This window comes from Pseudomonas sp. MF6394 (assembly GCF_002018845.1).
Classification (GTDB): Bacteria; Pseudomonadota; Gammaproteobacteria; order Pseudomonadales; family Pseudomonadaceae; genus Aquipseudomonas; species Aquipseudomonas lactis.
Genome location: NZ_MVOJ01000019.1, coordinates 73,387 through 97,930, shown reverse-complemented (window position 1 = coordinate 97,930; position 24,544 = coordinate 73,387). Strand labels below are relative to the sequence as shown.

General features: G+C 59.7%; 23 protein-coding genes and 2 pseudogenes. 7 read left to right on the top strand and 18 right to left on the bottom strand.

The genetic code is table 11. The annotated features are described in order from the left end of the window. Positions 1-362 precede the first annotated feature (362 nt). The 12 genes from MF6394_RS19675 to arnC all read right to left on the bottom strand — a co-directional run bounded on the left by MF6394_RS19675 (position 363) and on the right by arnC (position 13,451). Positions 363-1,514: an acyl-CoA dehydrogenase family protein gene (locus MF6394_RS19675; RefSeq protein WP_047710880.1), complete on the bottom strand. Its 1,152-nt coding sequence runs from the start codon at positions 1,512-1,514 to the stop codon at positions 363-365. A gap of 3 nt (positions 1,515-1,517) precedes the next feature. Continuing rightward, the gene (locus tag MF6394_RS19670) at positions 1,518-2,621 is read right to left on the bottom strand and encodes an enoyl-CoA hydratase/isomerase family protein (protein ID WP_047710879.1); all 1,104 of its coding nucleotides are present in this window, start codon (positions 2,619-2,621) and stop codon (positions 1,518-1,520) included. Between the two features lie 130 nt (positions 2,622-2,751). Continuing rightward, on the bottom strand, positions 2,752-3,462 hold the full coding sequence (locus tag MF6394_RS19665) for an HPP family protein (protein WP_047710878.1): 711 nt from the start codon (positions 3,460-3,462) through the stop codon (positions 2,752-2,754). A 165-nt stretch (positions 3,463-3,627) separates the two neighbouring features. Then, a complete protein-coding gene (locus tag MF6394_RS19660) occupies positions 3,628-3,840 on the bottom strand; it encodes a type VI secretion system contractile sheath small subunit (RefSeq protein ID WP_228391147.1) in 213 nt (70 codons plus the stop codon). A gap of 296 nt (positions 3,841-4,136) precedes the next feature. Next, on the bottom strand, positions 4,137-5,759 hold the full coding sequence (locus tag MF6394_RS19655) for an ArnT family glycosyltransferase (RefSeq protein ID WP_078467353.1): 1,623 nt from the start codon (positions 5,757-5,759) through the stop codon (positions 4,137-4,139). Beyond that, positions 5,760-7,142: a UDP-glucose dehydrogenase family protein gene (locus tag MF6394_RS19650; protein WP_034135652.1), complete on the bottom strand. Its 1,383-nt coding sequence runs from the start codon at positions 7,140-7,142 to the stop codon at positions 5,760-5,762. Further along, a complete protein-coding gene (gene arnF, locus MF6394_RS19645; protein WP_078467352.1) occupies positions 7,139-7,552 on the bottom strand; it encodes a 4-amino-4-deoxy-L-arabinose-phosphoundecaprenol flippase subunit ArnF in 414 nt (137 codons plus the stop codon). The genes MF6394_RS19650 and arnF overlap by 4 nt, the downstream gene beginning before the upstream one ends. Continuing rightward, on the bottom strand, positions 7,549-7,896 hold the full coding sequence (gene arnE, locus MF6394_RS19640; RefSeq protein WP_047710875.1) for a 4-amino-4-deoxy-L-arabinose-phosphoundecaprenol flippase subunit ArnE: 348 nt from the start codon (positions 7,894-7,896) through the stop codon (positions 7,549-7,551). Before arnE ends, arnF begins: the two co-directional genes overlap by 4 nt. Beyond that, the gene (arnT, locus tag MF6394_RS19635) at positions 7,893-9,548 is read right to left on the bottom strand and encodes a lipid IV(A) 4-amino-4-deoxy-L-arabinosyltransferase (RefSeq protein ID WP_078467351.1); all 1,656 of its coding nucleotides are present in this window, start codon (positions 9,546-9,548) and stop codon (positions 7,893-7,895) included. The genes arnE and arnT overlap by 4 nt, the downstream gene beginning before the upstream one ends. Next, positions 9,545-10,429 (bottom strand): 4-deoxy-4-formamido-L-arabinose-phosphoundecaprenol deformylase, encoded by an 885-nt coding sequence (gene arnD, locus MF6394_RS19630; RefSeq protein ID WP_047710873.1) that lies wholly within the window; start codon positions 10,427-10,429, stop codon positions 9,545-9,547. Before arnD ends, arnT begins: the two co-directional genes overlap by 4 nt. Further along, on the bottom strand, positions 10,429-12,420 hold the full coding sequence (arnA, locus tag MF6394_RS19625; RefSeq protein ID WP_044273842.1) for a bifunctional UDP-4-amino-4-deoxy-L-arabinose formyltransferase/UDP-glucuronic acid oxidase ArnA: 1,992 nt from the start codon (positions 12,418-12,420) through the stop codon (positions 10,429-10,431). The genes arnD and arnA overlap by 1 nt, the downstream gene beginning before the upstream one ends. Next, complete coding sequence (arnC, locus tag MF6394_RS19620; RefSeq protein ID WP_003191219.1) at positions 12,417-13,451, bottom strand: undecaprenyl-phosphate 4-deoxy-4-formamido-L-arabinose transferase; 1,035 nt, start codon at positions 13,449-13,451, stop codon at positions 12,417-12,419. The genes arnA and arnC overlap by 4 nt, the downstream gene beginning before the upstream one ends. Before the next feature lie 411 nt (positions 13,452-13,862). On the opposite strand from arnC, the gene MF6394_RS19615 reads away from it, so the two are divergent. Further along, on the top strand, positions 13,863-14,675 hold the full coding sequence (locus MF6394_RS19615) for a M949_RS01915 family surface polysaccharide biosynthesis protein (RefSeq protein ID WP_047710871.1): 813 nt from the start codon (positions 13,863-13,865) through the stop codon (positions 14,673-14,675). A gap of 108 nt (positions 14,676-14,783) precedes the next feature. Further along, positions 14,784-15,698 carry a site-specific integrase gene (locus MF6394_RS19610; RefSeq protein ID WP_078467350.1) on the top strand — a complete coding sequence of 305 codons (915 nt, stop codon included), beginning with the start codon at positions 14,784-14,786 and terminating at the stop codon, positions 15,696-15,698. Between the two features lie 412 nt (positions 15,699-16,110). On the opposite strand, the gene MF6394_RS19600 is transcribed toward MF6394_RS19610, so the two are convergent. Beyond that, complete coding sequence (locus MF6394_RS19600) at positions 16,111-17,322, bottom strand: multidrug effflux MFS transporter (protein ID WP_044273838.1); 1,212 nt, start codon at positions 17,320-17,322, stop codon at positions 16,111-16,113. A gap of 157 nt (positions 17,323-17,479) precedes the next feature. Here MF6394_RS19600 and MF6394_RS35215 point away from each other — a divergent pair. Next, positions 17,480-18,235, top strand: a pseudogene (locus MF6394_RS35215) (MCP four helix bundle domain-containing protein); the annotation flags it as partial. After that, positions 18,230-19,093 (top strand): methyl-accepting chemotaxis protein, encoded by an 864-nt coding sequence (locus MF6394_RS35210; RefSeq protein WP_371914714.1) that lies wholly within the window; start codon positions 18,230-18,232, stop codon positions 19,091-19,093. The pseudogene MF6394_RS35215 and the gene MF6394_RS35210, both read left to right, overlap by 6 nt. A 107-nt stretch (positions 19,094-19,200) precedes the next feature. On the opposite strand, the gene MF6394_RS19590 is transcribed toward MF6394_RS35210, so the two are convergent. Together MF6394_RS19590 and MF6394_RS34185 are read right to left on the bottom strand one after the other, a co-directional pair. Further along, positions 19,201-19,692 (bottom strand): hypothetical protein, encoded by a 492-nt coding sequence (locus MF6394_RS19590; protein WP_153046027.1) that lies wholly within the window; start codon positions 19,690-19,692, stop codon positions 19,201-19,203. Beyond that, on the bottom strand, positions 19,685-19,834 hold the full coding sequence (locus MF6394_RS34185; RefSeq protein ID WP_161952175.1) for a hypothetical protein: 150 nt from the start codon (positions 19,832-19,834) through the stop codon (positions 19,685-19,687). The genes MF6394_RS19590 and MF6394_RS34185 overlap by 8 nt, the downstream gene beginning before the upstream one ends. Positions 19,835-20,169: 335 nt before the next feature. On the opposite strand from MF6394_RS34185, the gene MF6394_RS19585 reads away from it, so the two are divergent. Both MF6394_RS19585 and MF6394_RS19580 read left to right on the top strand, forming a co-directional pair. After that, the gene (locus MF6394_RS19585; RefSeq protein ID WP_202971611.1) at positions 20,170-20,406 is read left to right on the top strand and encodes a hypothetical protein; all 237 of its coding nucleotides are present in this window, start codon (positions 20,170-20,172) and stop codon (positions 20,404-20,406) included. Positions 20,407-20,695: 289 nt separating this feature from the next. Next, complete coding sequence (locus MF6394_RS19580) at positions 20,696-21,163, top strand: hypothetical protein (protein ID WP_078467347.1); 468 nt, start codon at positions 20,696-20,698, stop codon at positions 21,161-21,163. A gap of 59 nt (positions 21,164-21,222) precedes the next feature. On the opposite strand, the gene MF6394_RS19575 is transcribed toward MF6394_RS19580, so the two are convergent. Further along, positions 21,223-21,777, bottom strand: coding sequence for a hypothetical protein (locus MF6394_RS19575; protein ID WP_153046026.1), 555 nt, complete (start codon positions 21,775-21,777; stop codon positions 21,223-21,225). Between the two features lie 234 nt (positions 21,778-22,011). On the opposite strand from MF6394_RS19575, the pseudogene MF6394_RS19570 reads away from it, so the two are divergent. Continuing rightward, positions 22,012-22,323: pseudogene (locus MF6394_RS19570) on the top strand (DUF2254 family protein); the annotation flags it as partial. Here MF6394_RS19570 and MF6394_RS19565 read toward each other — a convergent pair. Together MF6394_RS19565 and MF6394_RS19560 are read right to left on the bottom strand one after the other, a co-directional pair. Then, positions 22,308-23,615 carry a sensor histidine kinase gene (locus MF6394_RS19565; protein ID WP_078467345.1) on the bottom strand — a complete coding sequence of 436 codons (1,308 nt, stop codon included), beginning with the start codon at positions 23,613-23,615 and terminating at the stop codon, positions 22,308-22,310. The pseudogene MF6394_RS19570 and the gene MF6394_RS19565 overlap by 16 nt on opposite strands. After that, complete coding sequence (locus tag MF6394_RS19560) at positions 23,612-24,352, bottom strand: response regulator (protein WP_044273799.1); 741 nt, start codon at positions 24,350-24,352, stop codon at positions 23,612-23,614. Before MF6394_RS19560 ends, MF6394_RS19565 begins: the two co-directional genes overlap by 4 nt. Between the last annotated feature and the right edge of the window lie 192 nt (positions 24,353-24,544).

Genomic DNA, 24,544 nt, shown 5'->3' with positions numbered 1-24,544 from the left:
CCGCCGCCCCGCGCCATCCATGGCGCGGGGCGGCTAAACCGGCATCCCTGCCGGTTTACCCCCCAAATCCCTGTCGAATTCCGGCCAGCGTGGTTTGACGGGGCGCCTAAGATCAAGAGCAGATCAAAAGCAGAGCAAGAGCGGCTCGCTTCGCATCGTGGTTACCGTTGATCGGTACCCTGATGTACCGAGGTGTCTGCATCGCAGGCAAGCCATAATGCCAGACGGTCAAGGCATTTTTGTAGGAGCGAGCTTGCTCGCGAAAAGCTCACAGACGCCGCGGTCAGTCAGCAAGCACGCGTTATCGTTGACGTTTTTCGCGAGCAAGCTCGCTCCTACAGAAGGCGATGGTGTGGTGTCCGTCAGAGCTGGTAGTTTTTCAACTCCCTGGCAATCACCATCCGCTGAATCTCGCTGGTGCCTTCGTAAATCTGCGTGATCCGTGCATCCCGGTAGTAGCGCTCCACCGGGTAATCCTCCAAATACCCATACCCACCATGGATCTGCATTGCCTTGGAGCAGACCCGTTCGGCCATTTCCGAGGCGAACAGCTTGGCCTGGGAGGCTTCGGACAAGCAGGGTTTGCCGGCGGTGCGCAGGCGCGCAGCATGGAGGATAAGCAGGCGCGCAGCGTTGAGTTGGGTGTGCATGTCGGCCAGCAGGTTGGCCACGCTCTGGTGTTCGATGATCGCTTTGTCGAACTGCACCCGATCACGGGCGTAGGCCAGCGCGGCTTCAAACGCGGCGCGGGCAATGCCCAGGGCCTGGGCGGCGATGCCGATGCGTCCGCCTTCCAGGTTGGAGAGGGCGATGGCCAGGCCCTTGCCGCGCTCACCTAGCAGGTTGGCTTCGGGAACCTTGCATTGGTTGAGCGTGACGGCGCAGGTGTCTGAAGCACGAATACCCATCTTGTGCTCGGTGCGGTCGACCACGAAACCTGGGGTATCGGTGGGCACCAGAAACGCTGAAATGCCTTTCTTGCCCAGTTCCGGGTCGGTCACGGCAAACACGATGGCCAGCTTGGCGCGCTTGCCGTTGCTGACAAACTGCTTGGCGCCATTGATGACCCATTGCCCGTCACGCAACTCGGCACGGGTGCGCAGGTTATGGGCTTCGGAACCGGCCTGGGGTTCGGTCAGGCAGAAGCAACCGATGGCCTGGCCACTGGCGAGTTCGGCCAGCCAGGTGTGTTTCTGTTCGGTTGTGCCGTAGTTGAGGATCGGCCCACAACCCACTGAATTATGGATGCTCATCAACGCGCCCGTCGCAGCGTCACCGGCGGAGATTTCCTCCACGGCCAGGGCGTAGGCGACGTAATCGACATAGGTGCCGCCCCATTCTTCCGGTACCACCATGCCTAGCAGGCCCAGCTCGCCCATCTTCGCCACCAGGGCGTCGTCGATCCAGCCGGCTTTCTCCCAGGCTTGGGCATGGGGGGCGATTTCGCCACGGGCAAAATCACGCGCCATGTCTCGGATCATCACTTGTTCTTCAGTGTATTCAAGATCTTGCATGGCTTATTTCCCAATCTGCACGAAGTCGCGGAAGAAGCTCTCGACATGGCTGGCATCCAGCGCATGGAGGGTGGGTGGGTTCCACTTCGGAGTCTTGTCCTTGTCGATGATCAGGGCGCGAACCCCTTCGATCAGGTCGCCGCGCTCGAACCACTGGCGGTCCAGGTGCAGTTCGAGGGCAAAGCACTGTTCCAGTGGCAAGTGGCGGCCGCGGCGCAGCATCTCCAGGGTCACGGCCATGGCCAGGGGCGAGCGGGTCTGCATGAGGTTGGCGGTGGTCAGCGCCCAGTCATGGCTATCGGCCACGGTCACTTGTTGCAGTTGCTCGACGATGCTGGGCACGTCCGGCAACCCGAAAAAGTGGTCAATGGCCGGGCGCAAGGCCGCCAACGGGGCGTCGGGCAATTGCTGCACGGCGAGCTTGGCGAGTGCGCCTTGCAAGTCCTTGAGCGGCGAGTCGTGCCATTGCAGGCCGTCGAGTTTCTGGTCCAGCTCAACCAGCTTGGCGCTGTCGATGTACCAGTCTGCCAGCCCGCAATACAAGGCATCCGCCGCGCGAATCTGCACCCCGGTCACCCCAAGGTAGGTGCCCAGCTCGCCAGCAATACGCGAGAGAAAATAGCTGCCGCCCACATCCGGGAAGTACCCGATGGCCACTTCCGGCATCGCCAGGCGGCTGCGTTCGGTGACCACCCGCAGGTCCGCGCCTTGCACCAGGCCCATGCCACCGCCGAGGACGAAGCCGTCCATCAATGCCAGTACGGGTTTACGGTAGTGATGAATGGCCAGGTCGAGGGCATATTCCTCGACGAAGAATTCCTGGTGCAGGGTGTCGCCTTGCTTGAAGCTGTCGTACAGCGAACGGATGTCGCCGCCAGCGCAAAAGGCTTTCTCGCCGGCGCCGCGCAGTACCACGGCGTAGATCTCGGGGTCGTCGGCCCAGGCCTGCAAGTGCGCGGCCAACTGGCGGACCATGTCCAGGGTGATGGCGTTCAGGCCGGCGGGCCGATTGAGGGTGAGGTGGCCGATGTGGTTACGCACCTGTGCCAGAACAGCGTCCTGCTGGACCTCGGCGTGGCTTGCTTGGGATGAAACCTGAGCAGTCATCTCTAACTCCCTGCTTTTATTGTCTTTATCAAGATGTTCGCGGGTGAACTCTCTTGTGATCGTACCAGTGCAAATTTGCCCCGTACAACCCGGAATCGTGCAGGTCGTTGTTGCATTTATGCAGTGCCGGTCAAACCACCCGGCTGGCCAGAACCTCGCCGATACTGCGACGCCGTGCATGGCCCTCGGCGGCGTGGATCAGTTGCTCCAGCTCTGTCGGTTCGACGTCGTAGAACTGTTCCATCTCGGCCAGCGCCAGCTTGAGGTCGGCTGCCGTGATGCTCGGCTCGCTGACGGCGGTGGCAGTGCCCAGGATAAACGGTGCAGGCTCGGCAAGCCCCTTGGGGTAACGTGTGCGCGTGGCATTGTTATAGGCCAACGCGCAGGCGAGCAGGGCGCCAGCGCCGAGCATCACCGGCGCCAATTCGTACCAGCCAAGGGCGACAGATGCCGGATCGGCCAGCACCAGGGTCATGGCCAGGCCACCGGCCGGCGGGTGCAGGCAGCGTAGCCAGCAGATGAGGACCACGGTCATACCCGCCGCCAGGCACGCGCTGCCCAAGGTGCGCCCCAGGACGCGGGCGACCAGCAGCGCGACGACGCCTGCACACAGGTAACTGCCGATGATCGACCAGGGTTGGGCCAGCGCCCCCGAGGACACGGCAAACAACAGCACCGCCGAGGCACCCAGAGGGCCGAGCAGGTGCAGGGCCACCTCCATGCCGAATACTTGGGCACAAGCCCAGACACTCAATAGCGTGCCCAGGGCCATGCCGATGGCTGCACGGCTCCATTCGGCGGGACGGGTGTTGATTGCAGCGGGTAACCAGCGAGCGAGCATTGAAAGACGGTCCATAAACGGCGGGCGAAAAAAAAGGCCTGCCTGGTTTCCCGGAACAGCCCTTTGAAGGTTCCAACATTGGGGGAAGGAACCTGTGCAGTGTGCCGCGCTTGATCCAGGGGCGCTACTGCATATTAATGAAGGTTAAATACAAAAAAAATGCAGTTAAAAGGCGTCGCCGTAGGTGATCGGCCCGGTGGCTGTGGCCGTCGTTGGGTTGATCTTGCCCAGCACGCGACTGTGGGTTTCTTCATTGAACAGGCGCTCTTGCAGGTCTTCGCGCAGCCTGGGATCGTCGGCCAGCGGCCCCTTCAACGCCACCAGTGCGTCACGCAACGCCATCAAACGATCAAGCCTGGGTAAAGGTACGGTTAACAGGTCATCTCGCACGGCATTGTCCTCTCAATGAAGTAAGCCATCGCGCGCGGGCAGCCTACAACGTCCTTGTTGTTGTGAAGTGCCCTGACCCAAGCGCTACAGGTTAGTCTTGACGGTCGGGTGGTAGATAGTGAGTGCACGTGGCAGCGAGTCTACAGTTGGGCTCCGAGCACCGGAAGGGAAAGTGCACCAGCCATTACGCAAACAAATGTAGGCACTTTCTTGGTACCTATGATGAAAGCCGCCCACTCGTTGAGCAGTGGGCGTTCTTTCTTACAATGCAGCGAGAAAAGCACTCAGGGCGTCGAGGTTTTTGCCAAATGCAGCAACACATAGGGGGTTTTGTCGAACGCTGCCGTGAGCGTCGGCGTGATTGAGCGCAGGCGCGGATCGTCCAGCGCCTGGAAGTCGGCCAGGCTCATCACTATCCATGCCGGCGCCTGGACGGGTTTCAATTCGGCGGGCAGCTGAGTAAACAACGGCACCTTGTCGCAATCGAAGTTGACCATGAACTTAATGGCTTTCGCGTCTTTGCCCAGTGCATGCAACACCAGCGGCGCCGGTTGCTGCTGAACGTGCGCCTTGACGGCGAGGCTGAAGGTGCGAGTGTCGTACACATGACGTTCCAGGGGTTCGACCGCCATGATGTAGGTGCTCCACAGGGCGAGTACGGCGGCCAAGGCGGGCCCATAGGTGCGCAGCCGCGAGCGGAACAATGCCAGTAGGGCCAGCACCTGCAGCACACCAAGCACGACGAAGATCAACGCAAGGTCGGCCAGCGGCTCCGGGTAACGCCGCCGCGCCACCACCAGGCCAATGGCCAGCAGCGCTGGCAACAGCGTCCAGATGCCCAGCATCAAGGCGCGCAGCCAGGCAAACAGTCGCCCTTGCGTGGCCTGGAAGGGGTACGCGGCAATGATCGCGGCCATCGGCAACATCGGCAGGATATAACGCGCTTTCTTGGCTTGAGGCACCGACAGGCCCAGCATCACCAGCACAGCCGCTGCTGCGCAGTAGAGCACCAGCTTCAAGGCTGGGTCCGGCGCGCGTCGATCGCCCATCAGCACCGCCAGCAGCACCAACAACGCAGTGGGATAGGCCAGGGCGTAATTGCCCAAAGAGCTGGTGAAGTAATACAGCACGCCGCCGGAGCCTCCACTGCCATCCATGCGCCCCAGGAACTGCATGCGAATCACGTCATGCATAAAGTCTTCACCGCCGCTGAGCTTGGCCAGCAGCAGCAACAGGCCGACGCACGCCGCCAGCAGCGCCAGTGCCAGCAGGCCGAAGCTGAACAGCTGGCGCCACTGGCGGTTGATCAGGTAGTAGCTGCACAACACACCCGTAGGGATCACCAGGCCAATCGGGCCACGAATGGCAAACCCCAACAGCAGCAGCAAAAACACCCAATGCAGGCGCTTTGCAGCGGCGAAATGGTCATGGGCATAGCCCAGGTAGAACACCGCCAACGCCACGGCGGCGAGCATCTGATCCAGGGAGACTGCGCGGGTTTCGCTGATGAAGGTACTGCTGAGCAGCAGCATCGCAATGCTCAGCAGGCCCCAACGCGGCGAGTAGGGCGCGGTGAGGCGATAGACCAGCACCACGATCAGCGCCGACGCCACCGCCGTGGGCAGCCACGCCGTCAGGCTGGTGACCTGGCCCAAGGGCAACGACAGCAGCCACGTCAGCAGGGTCGACGTCGCCAGGTAATCGGCATACGGCTGGCCATAGGTGGTGGGGAAGAAGCTTGGCCCATGGCGCAGCATTTCCTGGGCAAACACCACGAAGCGCGAATCAAAGCCGATGATCGCCTGGTGCCAGTTGCCGGCGATAAACAGCACCAGCGCCAAGAGCCCAAGCCCCAGGGACTGGTGACGGATCGTTGCACGCTGCGCGGACGGTAAGGCGATGTTCACCTAGCAAGCGTCCTTGGCCTGTTCCACCCAGTTTTGCTGGGGGATCGGCAACTCGCAGGAGTCGCCGCGGCCGATGGGGAAGTACTTGAAGCCTTTGCGCGCCAGGCGTTCGCCGTCGTACAGGTTACGGCCGTCGAAGATCACCGGGGTTTTCAGGCGCTGGTGAATCAGGTCAAAGTCCGGTGCCTTGAATTGCTGCCACTCGGTGCACACGATCAACGCATCGGCGCCGCCCAAGGTGGATTCCGGGGTGCCCATCAGCATCAGGCGCGGGTCGTCCCCGTAGATGCGTTGGGTTTCCTGCATGGCTTCCGGGTCGAACGCACGCACATTGGCGCCAGCGGCCCACAGCGCTTCCATCAGCACACGGCTGGGGGCGTCACGCATGTCATCGGTGTTGGGCTTGAAGGCCAGGCCCCACAGAGCGAACGTCTTGCCCTTGAGGTTGCCCTGGAAGAACGCGTTGATGCGCTCGAACAGCTTGCTCTTCTGGCGCTGGTTGATGGCTTCCACGGCTTCGAGCAGGTCGCTGGAGCAGTTGGCCTGCTTGGCACTGTGAATCAGGGCGCGCATGTCTTTGGGGAAGCACGAGCCGCCATAACCGCAGCCGGGGTAGATAAAGTGGTAGCCGATGCGCGAGTCGGCACCAATGCCCAGGCGCACCGACTCAATGTCGGCGCCCAGGTGTTCGGCCAGTTCGGCGATCTGGTTGATGAAGCTGATCTTGGTGGCCAGCATGCAGTTGGCGGCGTACTTGGTCAGTTCGGCGCTGCGCAGGTCCATGAAGATGATGCGGTCGTGGTTGCGGTTGAAGGGCGCGTACAGGTCGCGCATCACGTCACGTACTTCTTCACGCTCACAGCCGATGATGATCCGGTCCGGGCGGCGGCAGTCGGCAACGGCGGAGCCTTCCTTGAGGAATTCCGGGTTGGAGACGATATCGAACTGCAGCTCACGGCCGGCGGCGCGCAGGTTATTGAGGATGTGATCGCGCAACGTGTCGCCGGTGCCGACCGGTACGGTGGATTTCTCCACCAGGATTACCGGCGCCACGCGGTGGCGGGCAACTGCATCACCCACCGACAGCACGTATTTCAAGTCGGCCGAACCGTCTTCATCCGACGGCGTGCCCACGGCAATAAACAGCACTTCACCGTGTTCGACGGCGAGTTTCTCATCGTGGGTAAAGCGCAGGCGTCCGCTTTCCAGGTTGTCCTTGACCATGGCTGCCAAGCCCGGCTCGAAGATGGTCACGTGACCTTTCTGCAGCGATTCGACCTTGTGCTTGTCAACGTCCATGCAAATGACATCGTGACCGACTTCGGCTAATACAGTGGCCTGGACCAGACCAACGTAACCACTACCAAATACACTGATTTTCATGGGGTATTCCTGGGACTTGAGGTGCTAGCACGACGAGAGTTGATAACCAGTACACCGAGGATGACCAAGGCCACCCCCAGGGTTTTTGAAAGCGAAAAATCTTCGTTGAACACCGGCAGGCAGGCGGCCAGCAAATACACCAGCGCGTAGCTGATACTGAGCAGCGAATAGGCGCGGCCCAGGGGTAAGTGCTTCAGTGCGCCGAGCCAGCACAGCATCGACAGCGCATAGGCGATGATCGCCAGGATCACCACGCCCAGGGCGCCCAGGTCGATGCGGTTATCCGTGAAGGCGGCCAGCCATTCAGAGGGGAGCGGCAGGCGCGTCATACTCCAGCGCATGCCCAGTTGGGCACCACTCACCAGGCCGACACTGCCCAGGGCCAGGGCGAAACCCCGCACGCGACTCATACCTGACGCCCCAGCAAGACCACGCCGGCAATCACCAGCCCCACACCCAGCCAGTGACGGCCATCAATGGGCTCGTGGAACACAAAGCGCGCCATCAGCGTGACCAGCACAAAATTCAGGCTGAGCATGGGGTAGGCAATACCCACTTCCAGGCGCTGCAACACCAGCAGCCACACCAGCAAGCCCAGGCCCAGGCACACCAGCGCCGACCACAACCACGGCGAGCGCAGTTTCGATACCCAGCCATCCGGCATGCCGCGCCAGCTTTCCACGGCAAACTTTTGCGAGACCTGGCCCATGCAAGTGAACAGGCAGGCCGTGAGCAGTAGCAGCAGGGTGATCATGGCGCGACCTGCGGGAAAATCAGGATCACGATCTTGCCCTGCGCATACCGTTTTCCGTCGGTGGGCAGCAGTGCGAGCTCTTCCTTTTCACCGGTGCTATTGACGCGCATCACCACGCCCACCGCGCCGGTACGACGGGTTTCGGCCATCCATGACTGGATGCGGTTACGGTCGACCAGGCGCGGCGCCGTGTCCTCGTAAGCCAGGCCGTACTTGACCTCACCCGAGGTGTTGTACAGCGTGATATCGGGGCGTTTGAGGCGCCAGGACAACGCCGAGGCGGCGCCCAGGTCGTTGCTCAGCAGGGCAACGCTGGGCTGCAACTCGTCGATGTGATCGATGATGAATTGGTCCGGGGTCTTGTTGTAAACCACCGAGTGGGGCAATGCGGCAGGCACCAGCAGCACCAGTAAGCCACTGCCGATCAGCGGCGCGGCCCACAATTTCAGCGGGCGTGCCGCTTGCAGCAGATTGACCACGATCCAACCGAACAAGAAGATGAACACCAGCACCAGGCTGAGGGTTTCCTCACCCGGTTCGTATACCGGCTTCTTCAACTGGAACCAGCTGAGGGCCAGCAATACCAGCACACCGATCGCCAGGTTCAACCAACCATTGATGCGCAGCACGCGGCCGTGGCCTTGAGCCAGTTTGTCGCTCAGGGCCGAGCCCATCAGCAAGGCCAGGGGCAACATGCACGGCATGATGTAGGAGGGCAGCTTGCCTTTGGCCAGGCTGAAAAAGGCCAGGGGCATCAACAACCACAGCAACAGGAACGCGGTTTTCGGCACGCGTCGTTGCAGCCAGGCCTGCTTGAGCGCGGACGGCAGAACGGCGACCCACGGCAGCGCGAACGCGACCAGCAGCGGCAAGTAATACCAGAAGGGTTCGGCGTGCTGGGCGTCTTCACCGGCAAAGCGTTGAATGTGCTCGTGCCAGAAAAAGAAATGCCAGTAGTCCGGCTCTTGCAGGTGCACGGCCAGGGCCCACGGCACGCTGACAGCAATCGCCACCACCACGGCAACAGGGCCAAATTTGCACAACTCGCCAAAACGTTTTTGCCAGACGGCGTAGGGCAGGGCGACCAGCACCGGCAGCAACCAGGCCAGGAAGCCCTTGGTCATGAAGCCCATGCCGCACGCCAGGCCCAGCAAGGCCCAGGACCACAAGCGCGCACGCCGTGTGGTGCTGTCGAAACAGAACCACAAGGCCACGCCCGTCAGGTTGACCCAGAAGGTGAACTGCGGGTCCAGGTTGGCATAGCCGCCCAGCGCGGCCACGCTGACGAAGCTCATGTAGAGCAGCGTGCTGACCAGGCTTTTTTGCGGGTCGTTCCACAACCGGCGAGAGACCAGATACACCAGTAGAATGCTCAAACCGGTGCTCAATGCCGAGGCAAACCGCACGCCGAACAGGTTCTGCCCGAAGATCGCCTGGCCCAGCGCGATCATCCAATAGCCTGCGGCGGGCTTTTCGAAGTAGCGAATGCCCATGAAGTGCGGCGCGGCCCACTTGCCGGTCAGCAGCATTTCCTGGCTGATTTGCGCATAGCGGGTTTCATCTGGAATCCACAGGCCATGGGTGGCCAATGGCAGCAGGTAGAACACGGCAAACGCCAGCAGGAGCAGGGGCAACGCCCAGCGGCGGATCATGCCTGCTGCACTCCCAGCCAACCCTCGCGGCCGCTCAAGGCGCCGCGCACCAGCTGTTGCTGGGGCAGGGTGGTCACATCCGCAGGCAACAGCTCGCCCAAAGGTTTGAAATCAATGCCGCGCTGCCCGGCCTGGGCGAGCAACTGGCGAAAATCATTGGCCATCAGAATCCCTTCTACTTCTGCGTGGATCGTATAGACGTTCAGCTTTGACGCGCTGAACCGATCAAGAATGAAGCGGTTGAAATCGTTGGCAGCCACCACCGGCCCGACGACTTCGTCGAAGGTCGGCAGGTCTACCGGAATTTGTGGGGTGCCCGCGCTGCCATCGGCCAAGGTTGGTCGAAACAGGCTGGTGCCCCGGCAATCGCTGTTGTAGCGAAAGTTGAAGCTTTGCTTGGCTTGCACCACGCGCTCATCGGCACGCCAGCCGGCGGCCGCTGAACAGTCGACGCGCTCGCCGAGGATGTCGCTCAAGGTGTCTACGCCGCGTCGAATCTGCTCGACCAGCTGTGCCTCGCTCCAGCGCCCGGTGTTGGCCTGCCAGCCATGGTGGTCCCAGGCGTGCAGGCCGACTTCATGCCCGGCGGCCTTGGCCTGGCGCATCAAATGCCCCAGGTCGCGGCCAATCGGCTTGCCTGGCCAGGCGGTGCCGGCCAGCAAGATGTCCCAGCCATACAGGCCGGCAGCGTTGGAACGCAGCATCTTCCACAAAAACTGCGGGCGGATCAGGCGCCACAAATGGCGCCCCATGTTGTCCGGCCCGACACTGAAGAAGAACGTCGCTTTGACCCCAGCTTCGGCCAGGGAGTCGAGCAACCGTGGCACACCTTCACGGGTGCCGCGGTAGGTGTCGACGTCGATGCGAAGACCTGCCTGCATTACTTTTTGTCCGCAATTTCAAGCATGGCTTCACGCAAGAAGAAATCGAGCGTGTTGCCGATGGTTTCGCTCATCTGCACGCTCGGCTCCCAGTTCAGCAGGCGCTTGGCGTTTTCGATGCTTGGCTTGCGGTGCGCCACGTCCTGGTAGCCCGTGCCGTAGAACGCCTTGCTCTCGACGTCGCGGAACCCAGCGAACGGCGGGAAGTTGTGGCGCAGCGGGTGGGCCTCGAACTGACGCAGCAGCTCTTCGCCCAACTGGCGGATGCTGGCTTCGTTTTCAGGGTTGCCGATGTTGATGATCTGGCCGTCGCACACGCCATTGTCGTTATCAATGATGCGCGCCAGGGCTTCGATGCCGTCGGCAATGTCGGTGAAGCAACGCTTTTGCTCACCACCGTCGAACAGACGGATCGGTGTGCCTTCCACCAGGTTCAGGATCAGTTGGGTAATGGCGCGGGAGCTGCCGATGCGCGCCGAGTCCAGGCGGTCCAGGCGCGGGCCCATCCAGTTGAACGGACGGAACAGGGTGAACTTCAGGCCCTTGTCGCCGTAGGCCCAGATCACGCGGTCCAGCAGTTGCTTGGAGACGGAGTAGATCCAGCGCTGCTTGTTGACTGGGCCCACCACCAGGTTGGAGGTGTCTTCGTCGAAGTACTGGTCTTGGCACATGCCGTAGACTTCCGAGGTCGACGGGAAAATCACGCGCTTGTTGTACTTGACGCAGTAGCGCACCAGCTTCAGGTTTTCTTCGAAGTCCAGTTCGAACACGCGCAACGGGTTACGGGTGTATTCGATCGGCGTAGCGATAGCCACCAGCGGCAGCACCACGTCGCATTTCTTGATGTGGTATTCGATCCACTCGGTGTGGATGCTGATGTCGCCTTCCACATAATGGAAATTCGGGTGGCTGCGCAGGCGCTCGATGGCGTCGGAGCCGATGTCCAGGCCATAGACTTCGTAGCGGTCGTCACGCAGCAGGCGCTCGGACAAGTGGTTACCGATAAAACCGTTGACGCCCAGAATCAGCACGCGAGTGCGGCGCGGCTTGCGGCCTGACTCGGCGCCGCGCAGTACAGAACCATCCACCAGGCCCAGTTCATCGGCCAGGGACGGGCCCGCCAGGTACAGGCCGTTTTCGTTGCGCTGGCCGAACTTGACCACCAGGGAATCTTCACCGCAGGCAATGCGCAGCGGGTTGACGCTGATCACACGGCCAGGCGCCAGACCTTCGTTGCCCTTGACCACGTCGGCTTGCCACACGATCAGCTTGTGCTCGCCCACGGCGCAGAAGGCGCCCGGGTACGGCTGGGTCACCGCACGCACCAGGTTGAACAGTTGCTCGGCGGGCTGTTTCCAGTCCAGCTTGCCATCGGCGGCGGTGCGACGACCGAAATAGGTGGCTTTGCTTTCGTCCTGGGCGGTTTCGCTCAGCTTGCCTTGGGCCAGCTGTGGCAGGGCATCGCGCAGCAGGGCAGCGGCCGCATCACGCAGCTTGGCATGCAGGCTCAGGCCGGTATCGCTGCGCTCGATGGTGACTTTCTGCTGGGCCAGGATGGCGCCGGCATCGGCACGCTTGACCATACGATGCAGGGTCACGCCGGTTTCGGTTTCGCCTTTGACCAACACCCAGTTGGCCGGGGCGCGGCCACGGTATTTAGGCAGCAACGAGCCGTGCAGGTTGAACGCGCCTTTGCGGGCGGTGGCCAACAGCGGTTCGCTCAGCAGGTTGCGGTAGTAGAACGAGAAGATGTACTCCGGGTTCAGCTTGGCAATGCGTTCGATCCACAGCGGGTGGTTGGCGTCTTCCGGAGCATGTACCGGGATGCCGTTGCGTGCGCAGAGTTGGGCGACGGAACCGTAGAAGTTGTTTTCCTTGGGGTCATCGGCATGGGTGAACACGGCGGCAATGTCGTAACCGGCGCTGAGCAGCGCTTCAATGCCTGCGCAGCCAATATCGTGGTAGGCGAATACAACAGCTTTTGAACTCATGACTGGACCTGATCCGAAGAAGAAGTAGACGTATGGGAAGACACCAGGCCGTCAACCACGACGACTGGAGCCGGTGCTGCCGGTTGGTTGCGCAGCACTTTTTCAATAAAGAAGCGTGGGCGGGCGCGTACATCGCTGTACATGCGGCCCAGGTATTCGCCCAGCAGGCCCATGCCGATGAACTGGCCCCCGGTGAACACGAACAGCACCGCGAACAGCACGAACAGGCCATCACCCGCCCAGTCGGCGCCGAACGCCAGGCGCATGACAATCAGGGCAAAGGCAAACAGCACGCCGAGCGCCGCGAGGCTAAAGCCGACGATGGACAGCAGGCGCAAGGGCGTGGTGGTCATGCACGTCAGCAGGTCGAACATCAGGCTGATCAGGCGCATGGCGCTGTACTTGGATTCGCCGTGCTCACGTTCAGCGTGGTGCACGAGGATTTCCGTGGTGTGGCGGGCAAAGCCGTTGGCCAGGATAGGAATGAACGTGCTGCGCTCACGGCAGGCGAGCATGGCGTCGACGATGGTGCGGCGGTAGGCGCGCAACATGCAGCCGTAGTCGGTCATGGCCACGCCGGTAGAGCGCTGCACGGCGAGGTTGATCAAGCGCGACGGCCAGCGGCGGAAGGCCGAGTCCTGGCGGTTATTGCGCACGGTGGCGACCACGTCGTAGCCCAATGCGGCTTGCTCGACCAGGCGCGGGATTTCTTCCGGCGGGTTCTGCAGGTCGGCGTCGAGGGTAATCACCACTTCGCCACGGCACTGTTCAAAGCCGGCCATGATCGCCGCGTGCTGGCCGTAGTTGCGGTTAAGGATCACCGCTACCACGTTGCTGCCGTCTTCGGCGGCGGCGTCTTCGAGCAGTTGGGCCGAATTGTCGCGGCTACCGTCATCCACCAGGATGATTTCGTATTCGTAAGCCAGTTGCTTGCAGGCCGCCGTGGTGCGGCGCAGCAACTCAGGCAGGCTTTCTTGTTCGTTGTAGACCGGGATAACGATCGACACGCAATGAATAGGGTAGGGTTTCAAAGATTCATGACCTCGGGCTAAAGCGACTTCAAGCGTGAAAACAGCAGCGTTCATTGGGCAAAACTACAGCCCGCAGGTTACAAAACGGGGCTAAAGATGATGCGTTTTCAATAGGTTAGTCGATAATCCACGGATTGCTCTTAAGTGTTGTCTACAAGGTTAAGCGCAAAAATGTGCAACGAATATGAAAGGCGGATGAAAAACTCGTTTATTTGACAGGCAGACAGCTAGGGTTCAGCTAAGTAATCAAGGCGTTACAGGTAAGCCTCACAGGGCGATATCGGAGCTTCGTGCAGGGCGCGTGGTTCAATTTGAGCGAGGTGATCGGGCCAATGAGCGCCCTTCAACAATCTTCTCTGCATTGGCGCTCAAGTGCCGGTAAAGTAAGCCCTCTCTTGCCAGGGTACTCGGATGAATAGCGTGCAGCTTTTGCGCGGCCCATTGCGGCCCGTGCTGATGGGATTGTTGATGACGGTGGCCTGTGCCACCAGCGTGCGGGCCGATCAGGGCGTTGCGCTGACGCCTCTGGAGCAGGTGCCGGAAGGGGTGGAAGTGCGCGGCAAGCAAGTCGCCGCGTATACCTGGGATGACCGCCAGGGCAAAAACCTGCTGGTACTCGCCGAGCAAGCCGGTGAGCGCGATGACGATGGTACCCAATCGGCCTTTGTCTACGCGGCGCAGTACGTGCTGAGTGGCGAGCGCCCCAAGCGCGTCTGGATGCTGTATGACGATGTGCAGCACTGCGAGTTCGACGCCGGGCTGCGCTTTGACCGGGCCGCCACCAAGGTCACCGACCTGCTGGGCGATGGCAATACCCAGGCTACCGTCGGCTATTCACGCGCTTGCACCAGTGACGTCAGCCCCAACGAATTCAAGCTGATCATGCATGTCGGCAAGTCCGAGAAGTATCGTCTGCGTGGTCTTGACCGCGTGGGCGCCAGTTGGTGGGATGAAGACGCGGGCGCCTTGCGCGGCATGCCACTACCCACTGACTGCAGCGTCACGGCGCAGCAAGCGTTGGTCAGCCAATACAAGGAGCAGGGCACCGAACTGCCACTGCCGGGTTGCTATGGCGACGAGAAGGACTTTGCCAAGGCGCCGGACAGTTACCTCGCCTTTATGCGCCAGCAGTGGTTCGCGCTGATGCAGCAACAGGACGCCGACTGGAGCCAGTCCCTGGCCCAACCCCAGGCAGCCAGCGAGGACGACGATACAGCCCCGTGATTTTGTGCCAGGGCCGGTCCTGGGTTAGACTCGGCCTTCGCCAACCCACTAAATACATCGATTAATCAAATAGTTGGTCGGTGTATTTAATCCAAAGGCTGATCTACCTTGACCGAGTCCATTTGCAACCCGCTGACCCTTTATCTCACCCGCCTGGCGCCTTCCAGCCAACTGACCATGCGCTACGTGCTGCAGGATGCCGCCGACCGCCTGGGTTTTGAAGACCTCAACCTGGAAGAGATTGACTGGCACCTGCTGCAGCCCGAACACGTTATTGCATTGGTGGCTGCCTTGCGCGAGGACGGCTTTGCGCCGAACACCTCGTCGCTGTATGTGAATGCGGTGCGCGGGGTGATGAACGAGGCGTGGCGCATGAGCTTGATCAGCCAGGACCACCTGTTGAAGATGCGCTCGGTCAAGGCCACACCCGGTACGCGCCTGGGCCAGGGCCGCAACCTGCGCCGCACGTTGATCCGCGAGATGCTCGACGTCTGCGCCGCCGACCCTCGGCCCCAGGGCCTGCGGGATGCCGCGGTGATCGGGCTGTTATATGGCTCGGGCATGCGCAAGTCGGAGTCGGTCAACCTGGACCTGGCGCAGGTCAACTTTGACGAGCGCAGTTTGCGCGTGATCGGCAAGGGCAACAAGGAACTGGTCAAGTACGCGCCGGACTGGGCGTTTGCCAAACTTCAGGCCTGGCTGGCGTTTCGTCGCGAGCAGCTCAAGGAAGGTGAGCAGGACGACAGCTTCCTGTTTAACCGCATCCGTCGAGGCAGCCATATCACCCGGGAACGCATCACCAAGCATGCGATTTACTACATCGCGCGCCAGCGTGGTGATCAGGTGGGGGTCAAGATCATGCCCCATGATTTCCGTCGTTCGTTTATCACGCGGGTGATCGAGGAGCATGATTTGTCGATTGCGCAGAAGCTGGCGCATCACACTAACATCCAGACCACTGCCAGCTATGACGTGCGTGACGACAATGAGCGGCGGCGGGCGGTGGATCGGTTTGATTTGTAGGCGGCGGGGGCATGTGGGAGCTGGCTTGCCTGCGATGATGGCCTGACAGTCAACACAGTTAGACCGAGTACATATCCGTTATTTAGGTAACGGCCACCTAGGGTTCCGCTCTGACAGCGGCTCACTTTTGAAAAGCGCAAAAGTAAGCAAAACGCTTTTGCCCCACCACTCGGCACCTCGCCTGGGCTCGGTGTGCCCTCACTCCGGCTTGAATCCGTGGGCCGCCGTCATGGGCCATCCTTGGCCCAGGACGGCTAACCCGGCGTCCTGCCGGGTTACCCACGAATTCAAGCCTGCGTTCGGCCAGCGTGGTTTAACGGGGCGCCTGAGATCAAGATCAAAAGCAGAGCAACGGCAAGATCAAGAGCGACTCGCTTCGCATCGTGGTTACCGTTGGCTGCTACAACCATACTCAGGAGGAGGGCGGGGCGCTTGAAGCCAAATGAGCCGGTAAGCGCCGCAGCGTCCACCAGGTGGTCAGCATCGCGGCAAGCGCACACAACGCGATACCGATCAACATCGGCGCCGGGGTGTGGTCGGCAAATACGCCCACCAAGGTCATCGCAACAGCAGCAGTGACCATCTGGATCGCGCCCAGCAGTGCAGACGCAGAACCGGCCACTGCACCGTGATCCTCTAACGACAACACCCCGGCCGCCGGCAATAGCAGGCCAAGAAAGCCAAAACCAATAAACAACAGCCCCATCATCAGGGCCAGGCTGTCGCCCCACAGCGTAGTCGCCGCCAGCAAGCTCATGACCGCCGCCACGCCCACCACCGACCAGCGAATCAACGGCGCCAGCCCAAAGCGGGCGCTGAGGCGTGCGGTCAGTTGGCTCATGGCAAAAAACGAGGCCGCGTTGAGGGCAAAGCACAGGCTGAACTGGGTAGGCGTCAGGCCGAAATACTCGATATACACGAAGGGCGCGCTACCGATGAACACAAAGAAGGTAGCCAGGCCAAACCCGCACACCACCGACAATCCCGTAAAAACCGGGTCGCGCAGGAGGGCGCCATAGCTGCCGAACGCCTGGCCCAGGGTCTTGCCCAGGCGGCGCTCGGCCGGGTGGGTTTCTGGTAGTTGTACAGCGGTCATCACCAGACACAGCACGGCCACCACCGCCAACACGGCAAACACTTCGCGCCAGCTCCAGATCGAAATCACCAGGCTACCGGCCAAAGGCGCGAGGATCGGTGAAACACTCATCACCAGCATCAACAAAGCCATCAGACGCGCGGCTTCATGGCCGGTGTACAGGTCGCGGACGATCGCCCTTGGGATCACCATCCCCGCGCAGGCACCGAACGCTTGTATGGCTCGAAAGCCGATCAGCACTTCGATAGTCGGGGCCAGTGCGCAGCCGACGCTGCCAATGGCAAAGATCACCAAACCCGCATAAATCGGTGGTTTACGCCCGAACACATCGCTGAGGGGGCCGTAGAACAACTGGCACACGCCGATAATCATGAAGAACACCGTCAAACTCATCTGCACCGCCGCCGGCGAGGCCTGGAGGCTGGCGCCCAGGGTGGGCAGCGCTGGCAGGTAGATGTCGATGGCAAAGGGGCCGACGGCGGTGATCAAGCCCAGCAACAAGGCCAGACGGGCGATACGTTGAGGCATTTGGCAGATCCAGGTAGAGCAACGGACGCTCAGCTTAAGGGAACCGCGCAGATCCGCAAACTTAGGCTTCACTAACAAGCAACAGCTGCCGATACAGCTAGCAGCGACACTCAAACGGTTGGGTTCCCAACCGGCAGGCCTGGCACGGGGTACCACTATGACGATCAAATTACGCTTGGTGCTGTTGATTGCGACCGGGTTGCTCACCGCTTTGATCATGAGCCTGGCTGGCTACCTGGGCAATACGCGGATGGCCGATGCGGTACAGGACAACGACGTCAGCATGACGGTACTGCGCAACCACATGGAAGCCGACATGATGCACGACGCCCTGCGTGCGGATGTGCTTTCTGCCATGTTGGTCGGGCTGGGCAAAAGCACCAGTACGCCGGCCGAGGTCAACAGCTCGATCAAGGAGCATGCCGAACACTTCCGCGAGGTGCTGGCGGAAAACCTCAAGCTGCCACTGGACGCCTCGATCAAGGCCAGCCTGGAAAAAATCAAACCCAGTCTGGACACCTACATCAGCGCCGGCGAGCGCATCGTCGCCCTGGCCCTGGAGAACCCCGAGGCCGCACGAGGGGAACTGCAGACCTTCAATGCCGCGTTCAGCCAGTTGGAAGAACAAATGGCGGCGTTGAGCGAACTGATCGAAAACAATACCCAACTCACCAGCACCGGTACCCGGCAAACCATCAGTAACGCCAACTGGACCTTGATTATCGTATTGGGCGCGAGCCTGCTGTTGCTGCTGGCACAAGGACGTTGGGTGACCCTGAGCATCATGGGGCCGTTGCGCACCGCCAGCCATATTGCCCAGAGCATTGCCCATGGCAACCTGAGCGAGCCGATTGTCGAACCCAAGAACCAGGACGAAGCCAGTGCACTGATTCGCAGCCTGGCGACGATGCAGCGGGATTTGCGCGGCATGATCGAAGTGGTTCGCAGCAACGCCCATGGCGTCAATGGCATGAGCGAGCGCCTCAGCCAGGGTTGCCATGAAGTGGCAGGCAGCAGCCAGCAACAAAGCGTCGCCGCCAGCACCATGGCCGCCGCCGCAAGCGAAATGACCGCCAGCATCGAAGAAATCACCCGTCACGCCCAGCGTGCCCTGGACATGGCCAGCCAGGCTGAAACCCTGGCCAAGGACGGCGGCCGCGTCATTCACCAGGTGGTCAGCGACATGGACGGCATCGCCCGTTCTGCCCAACAGTCAGCCCAAGTGATCCGCACACTGGACAAGGAGTCTGAAGCGATCTACAGCATCATCCAGGTGATCAAGGGGATTGCCGACCAGACCAACCTGCTGGCCCTGAACGCCGCCATCGAAGCCGCCCGCGCCGGTGAACAAGGGCGCGGCTTTGCAGTCGTGGCCGACGAAGTGCGCAGCCTGGCGGGACGCACCAGCGCCTCCACCCAGGAAATCGCCAGCATGGTTGGGAGCATCCAGCAGAACACCCGAGCAGCGGTGATCAGCATGGAGGAGGGCGTTGCTCAAGTGGACAAGGGCATGGCAGTGACTGCCGAAGTGGAACGCGCCATTCGCGAGATCCTCCAGGCTACGCTGAGTACCACTGAATTGGTCAATGATATTTCCCGCACTATTAGCGAGCAGAGCCTGGCCAGTAATGAGATTGCTCATCAGGTGGAGAGGATTGCGGGGATGTCGGAAAGTAACAGCCGGGTAATCGCGGGCACGGCATCGACCACCGATGAGCTATCCAGCCTGGCAGGGCAGCTGTCGCAGTCGGTTGATCGATTCAAGATGTAGGAGCCTAAGAACCTGGCCCGGGTTCCAGTAGAGGCGATAAGCAGCCTGCATATAACTAAACTAAATGACTATTCGGTCTAGTTATATTGATAGTGGCTGCCAAGTGATCAGGGAGGAGTCAATGCCAATGCAACTGTCGCTGACGTAGAACTTTGTTTGATCGTTTCGAAGTAATGGGGCTTCATTATGCTGTCGTCTTGAATGCCATCACACCATCCGATACTTCCTGCGCCCCAAAGCAACAGGGATGGAGTGCTGATCGTAATGCCATGACCAATTTGCAGCCGGTTATCGGGGAGGAAGGTGATTTTTGTGATCGCAGGGTTTAGCTCTGGGGTGACGTCCAAGTAGTAACCGTTTTTTCTCCAGATTGCATGATGCTGGGCAACACAGTACGTATTCCCTCCGATCACGCCTGTCAGCAGATTCCAGCCGTAAATCACTTCACCTTGATTATTGAGTTGATGAATCCGGCAGTTGTGGTGACATTGTAGTACCGGGTAAATGGGGGCCAGGATTTTTTTTACCTCGAAATACGATCCGTCTATTGGCTCAGGATTCCCGAGCGGCAAGGCATTCCCGGTGATTTCTTCAGACATTATCTTCTGGATGAATTTCGGCAAATTTCCATTGCTCAATGCCATGGGTAACATTAAAGACTCCTTTTTGATTGAGGACATAGCCTGCGGCAGCGGCAAAGAGCTCGCAAGGCCAGAGCGTGTTCAGTTGAGGAGAATCCACTGCTAAGCCTGACGCCAAGATTGCCAGGCTAAGGCTATTCCGCAGAAATCTGAACCCCGAGCCTCAACCGTGCTTCAAATCTGACCACCAGAGCCCCCCAGCTCCGTATAGTACGGTTCGCATAATGTGGTGCACGTATGTTAGCGATGCCGGCCAAGGGTCGAATCTGGCGCCGGGATCATCGCGAAGCTCCGGCGTCGGATTTACACATAGCGTGCATTATGCGGAGCCTAGAACATGCCGAGACCAGGCAAAAACTAGGAGGATGTGCCGCATTATTTTTTTCAACCAAAGCTAGATAGCTAAAAAAACCATCGTATGCAAGGATATGTGTGATGGCCATGAGCCATGGAAAGCACATCAAGGATATCTATATGGCAATTTTTGTAGGCCCCCATCAAAAAGTGGGTAAAAACGGCGGCTCCTTTCAGGAGGTCACGATGAACGGTAAGACAGTTGTCTCAAAGTATGGTCGATACTGCACTATTCGTGACGACGAATATGCTCCGCCGACCAGCGAGCCAGATCGGCATTGGCTCCAAATCTACCGCACACCCGACAATACAGAATGATAAAAAAAACCGCTCTCTTGAGCGGTTTTTTTATACCTCCCGTTTGCTTTTAATCGTCGACTGCTACGCAGCTTTTCAGCTCTTGCAAGCAGTGCCATAGCGGGTGCTTTCGGTCACTTCCTATCGCCATTTCCATTTGCGCTGTCAGGGATAGTAGCTTTCCTCGCACGCTTGTAAGGCCAGCGTTTGGTCCCTCGATCAGCTCTGGTAGGTAGACCCAAACTCTGCCTCCAACGGGGCTGTTTGCATTGTCTCAAGCGCTTTAACGCTCGATGCCAGGCTTTCAGCGATGGAGCAGGAAGGTAAGGGCAGGGTGATTTCCAGTCCTCGCGTTTATACCTCTGACCGTCATCAAGCCAAAATTGTTAAAGGCTCTCAGGTTCCTTATCAGCAATCGGCCGGCGATGGTGCAACGTCGACATCCTTCAAGCAGGCTGCTTTGTCGCTCGACGTGACTCCGATCGTTAACGATAAGGGCGTGCTGCTGGATGTCATCCTTTCAAAGGATGAGCCTGATTATTCCAATGCCATGAATGGCGTGCCGCCAATCAACACAACCTCGCTGACTTCCCGGTTTTTTTCGCCGTTTGGCCAGACCATTGCTGTGGGTGGTGTTTATTCGGATCTGAATACAACCGTCGTCAGAAGCGTGCCATTCTTGGGTAAAATCCCTGGATTCAAATGGTTGTTCACCAGCACATCGACGGTATCGACCAGCACTGAGTTGGTCCTTTTTCTGACACCTGTCTTGGTTTAACCAATATAACTAAACTAAATAGTCATTTAGTTTAGTTATGCAATTGAACGCCCTCGGCGTCAACTCGGAGCGAGGTTTAGCGCCTCGATGGCGAAATCTGAACTCATCGTCATTACCTCGAAATAGTCCTTCGAATACCTGCTGTTATTATTAAGACCGGAAGCCCAGCAATACATTCCTGCACCGTGGATGAACAAGGGTGGAATTTTGAACCTAATGGTGTGGCCGATCGGCACACGGTTATCGGGCAGGAACGTGAACGTCTGAATGTGGCTGATCCGCTTATCGAATTCAGGGGTAACATCGGCGTACTGATCATCCTTCTTCCAAATCGCATGAGGCTGGGCCACGTAGAACAAGTCGCCCTCGATCATCCCGGAATAGAGGTTCCAGCCGTAGATGACGTCGCCTTGGTTACGAAGCTGATGCACCCGGCAATTGTGGTGACACCTCAAGGGTTCGTATCCTTTGACCACGAGCTTGTTGACCGGGAACTGAATACCGTCACCTGGCAACGGAGCGTTAAGAACTGATGAGCAAGCGGCCAGCTTGTCGACCATCAACCGGGCGATGAATGCCTGCAGATTTGGATCGTTCATTGCAACTGGTGACATCACAGATCAGGTTCCATCATGATTGAGCCGAGCAGGTTGCCGCAGCGAGTACGAACCTGCAAGTAGCCGTATGGGGTGATTATTCAAGTAACGATAAGACGCGCGTCAGGCTTCAAATCTGACCACCCGAGCCCCCCACGTAAAAATACGAAGGTACGCATAATGTATATTATGTTAAATCATGTGCTATGTCAGATATGTTCAAGCGAGTCATTCCGTGTGCGGTAACCAAAAATGCTCGCACGCTGGCGCTGGGTGCTACACCAATTGACCAAACGGCTCTGGTTCAGGGCGAGCCTGTTTTCCTTGCTGGGTATTGCGACCGCGTTACTCGCCGTTGTCTTCAAGGACTACATTCCCGAGTCGTTGTCCGCCCGCATGGGTGCCGACGCCGTCGATAAGATATTGGGCATCATTGCCTCAAGCATGCTCGCGGTCACGACCTTTTCGTTAAGCACCATGGTCAGCGCCTACGGTGCGGCGAGCAGCGGCGTGACGCCCCGTGCCACAACCCTGGTGATTGGCTCCTCCTACGATAAGCGCGCCGGTAATCTAAGTTCAGCACACAGTCCACCGCCTTCGCGATTTCTCAAGGTCAGGGAGCCGCCAAGGGCTTGTGCCAGTTGCTGTGCGATAGCCAGCCCCAGGCCCGTGCCGCCGGTGCTGCGGTTGCGCGAATTTTCCACGCGGTAAAATGGCTCAATCACCCGGGCCAGCTCCTCTTCGGCGATGCCGGGGCCACGATCCATTACGGTCACCGAGAGGCTGTCGCCCTCCTTCGGCTCGACCCGCAGCTGCGCTGCACCGGCAAATTTGAGCGCGTTATCCGTGAGGTTTACCAGCACTCGGCGCAGCGCGTGGGGCCGCGTGTGAATCACTGCGTTGCTTTTGCCGCTCAGCTGCACGTCCTTGCCCATGTCCTGGTAGTCGAACACGAGGCTGTCGAGGAATGAATCAAGATCGGTACGGCGGCTTTCCTCGGTGGCGCCATGCACGCTGCGGGCATAGGCAACGCCTTCACGCACCAGGTGTTCCATCTCGCCGAGGTCATTCCACAATTTGTCTTTGTCGCCGCAGTCGTCCATCAATTCGGCACGCAGCTTCATGCGCGTGATTGGGGTTTGCAGGTCGTGGGAAATCGCCGCCAACAGTTGCATGCGTTCTTTCAGATAGGCCGCAATGCGCGCCTGCATGGCATTGAAGGCGATGGCCGCGTGTGCGACTTCGGTCGGGCCTTGTTCATCCAGATGCACCGGGTGAGTATTGGGGTCGAGGTTTTCCACGGCCTGGGCCAGGCGGGTCAGCGGGCGTATGGCAATGCGCACAGCCAGCCACGCGCATAGAATCATCAAGGCCAACTGGCCCAGCAAAACCACCGGCAGCCACGGCGACAACGGCACCATCGAGGGGCGCACGTCGATGGTCACCGGGCTGCCGTCGGCCAGTTTCAGATGGACCTGGAAATGTTTGATAGGCCCGGGAATGTCTGTCACGGTCATCGGGTAATCCTTGCCGATGGCCTCCTTGATCGAGGTCACTGCAATCGGCGTGTCACGCAGAGCGACGCCTGGCGAGCCTTCGTCGAGCAAATAGCGGTAATTGCGTCGATCCAGTTGTTTCAACCAACTCATGCGTTCCTCGGCGGGCAAGCGGTCAAGGATGGCAATGGACGTCGATACATCGGTTTCCAGGTTACCGAGCATGGTGTTTTTTGCGGTTTCGTAACGCTCGTAATACTGCACGCCGAAGGACAAGGCCTGCGACAGGGTCAGCCCTACCAGAAAGATCAGCGACAGCCGCGAGATGAGGGTACGAGGCCAATGCAGCGAAGGCTTCATGCCGGTGCTCCAAGCACTTGCACCGGCAGCGAGAAGACATACCCCTCGCTGCGTACGGTTTTGATGTAAGCCGGCTCGCGAGCATCGTCAAGCAGGCGTTGGCGCAGGCGGCTGACCAGCAGATCAATGGAACGGTCGAACAGGTCGGCGTCACGGCCCTGGGTCAGGTTGAGCAACTGGTCGCGATTGAGTACCCGCTGCGGATGGTCGAGGAACACCCGCAGCAGGCGATATTCAGCGCCGCTGAGGGCGACCATGGTGCCGTCTTCATCAAGCAGATGGCGGGCGGAGGTGTCCAGGCGCCAGCGCCCGAACCCCAGCCACCTTCCCGTTTCGGTAACAACCAGGTTGGGCGGCAGCATGCGCGTACGGCGCAGCACAGCGTTGATGCGCGCCAGCAATTCACGGGCGGCGAACGGCTTGACCAGGTAATCGTCAGCGCCCATTTCCAAACCGATGATGCGGTCGGTTTCGTCGTTGCGAGCGGTCAGCATCAGCACCGGCGTGGCCTTGTGTTTGCCGGCGCGAATGTCGCGGCAGAGCACCAGGCCATCGTCGCCGGGCATCATGATGTCAAGCACGATCAGGTCTACCGGCGTGGACTCGAGAAACGAGCGCATCTGACGGCCATCCGCAACCACGGTCGTGCGCAGGCCGTTCTTCTTCAGGTAGTTGCCTACCATCTCTCGAATCTCACGGTCATCGTCCACGATGAGGATGTGATCAACGTGTTCCATGGGCCAAGCCTCTGTCAATGGGAATTGCGGCTCAGTCTATAGAGGCTGAGCTCGTTCGCCCGCGGCGGTTTGTATTGCAGTGTATCTGCTGTGGCGAAGGATACATGCAGAGGCAAAAACAACAATTTCCGGGGTTTTGTATGGCTGTGTATCGGGACGGGGTCCTGATACGAACCGATTTATCCGCGCCTG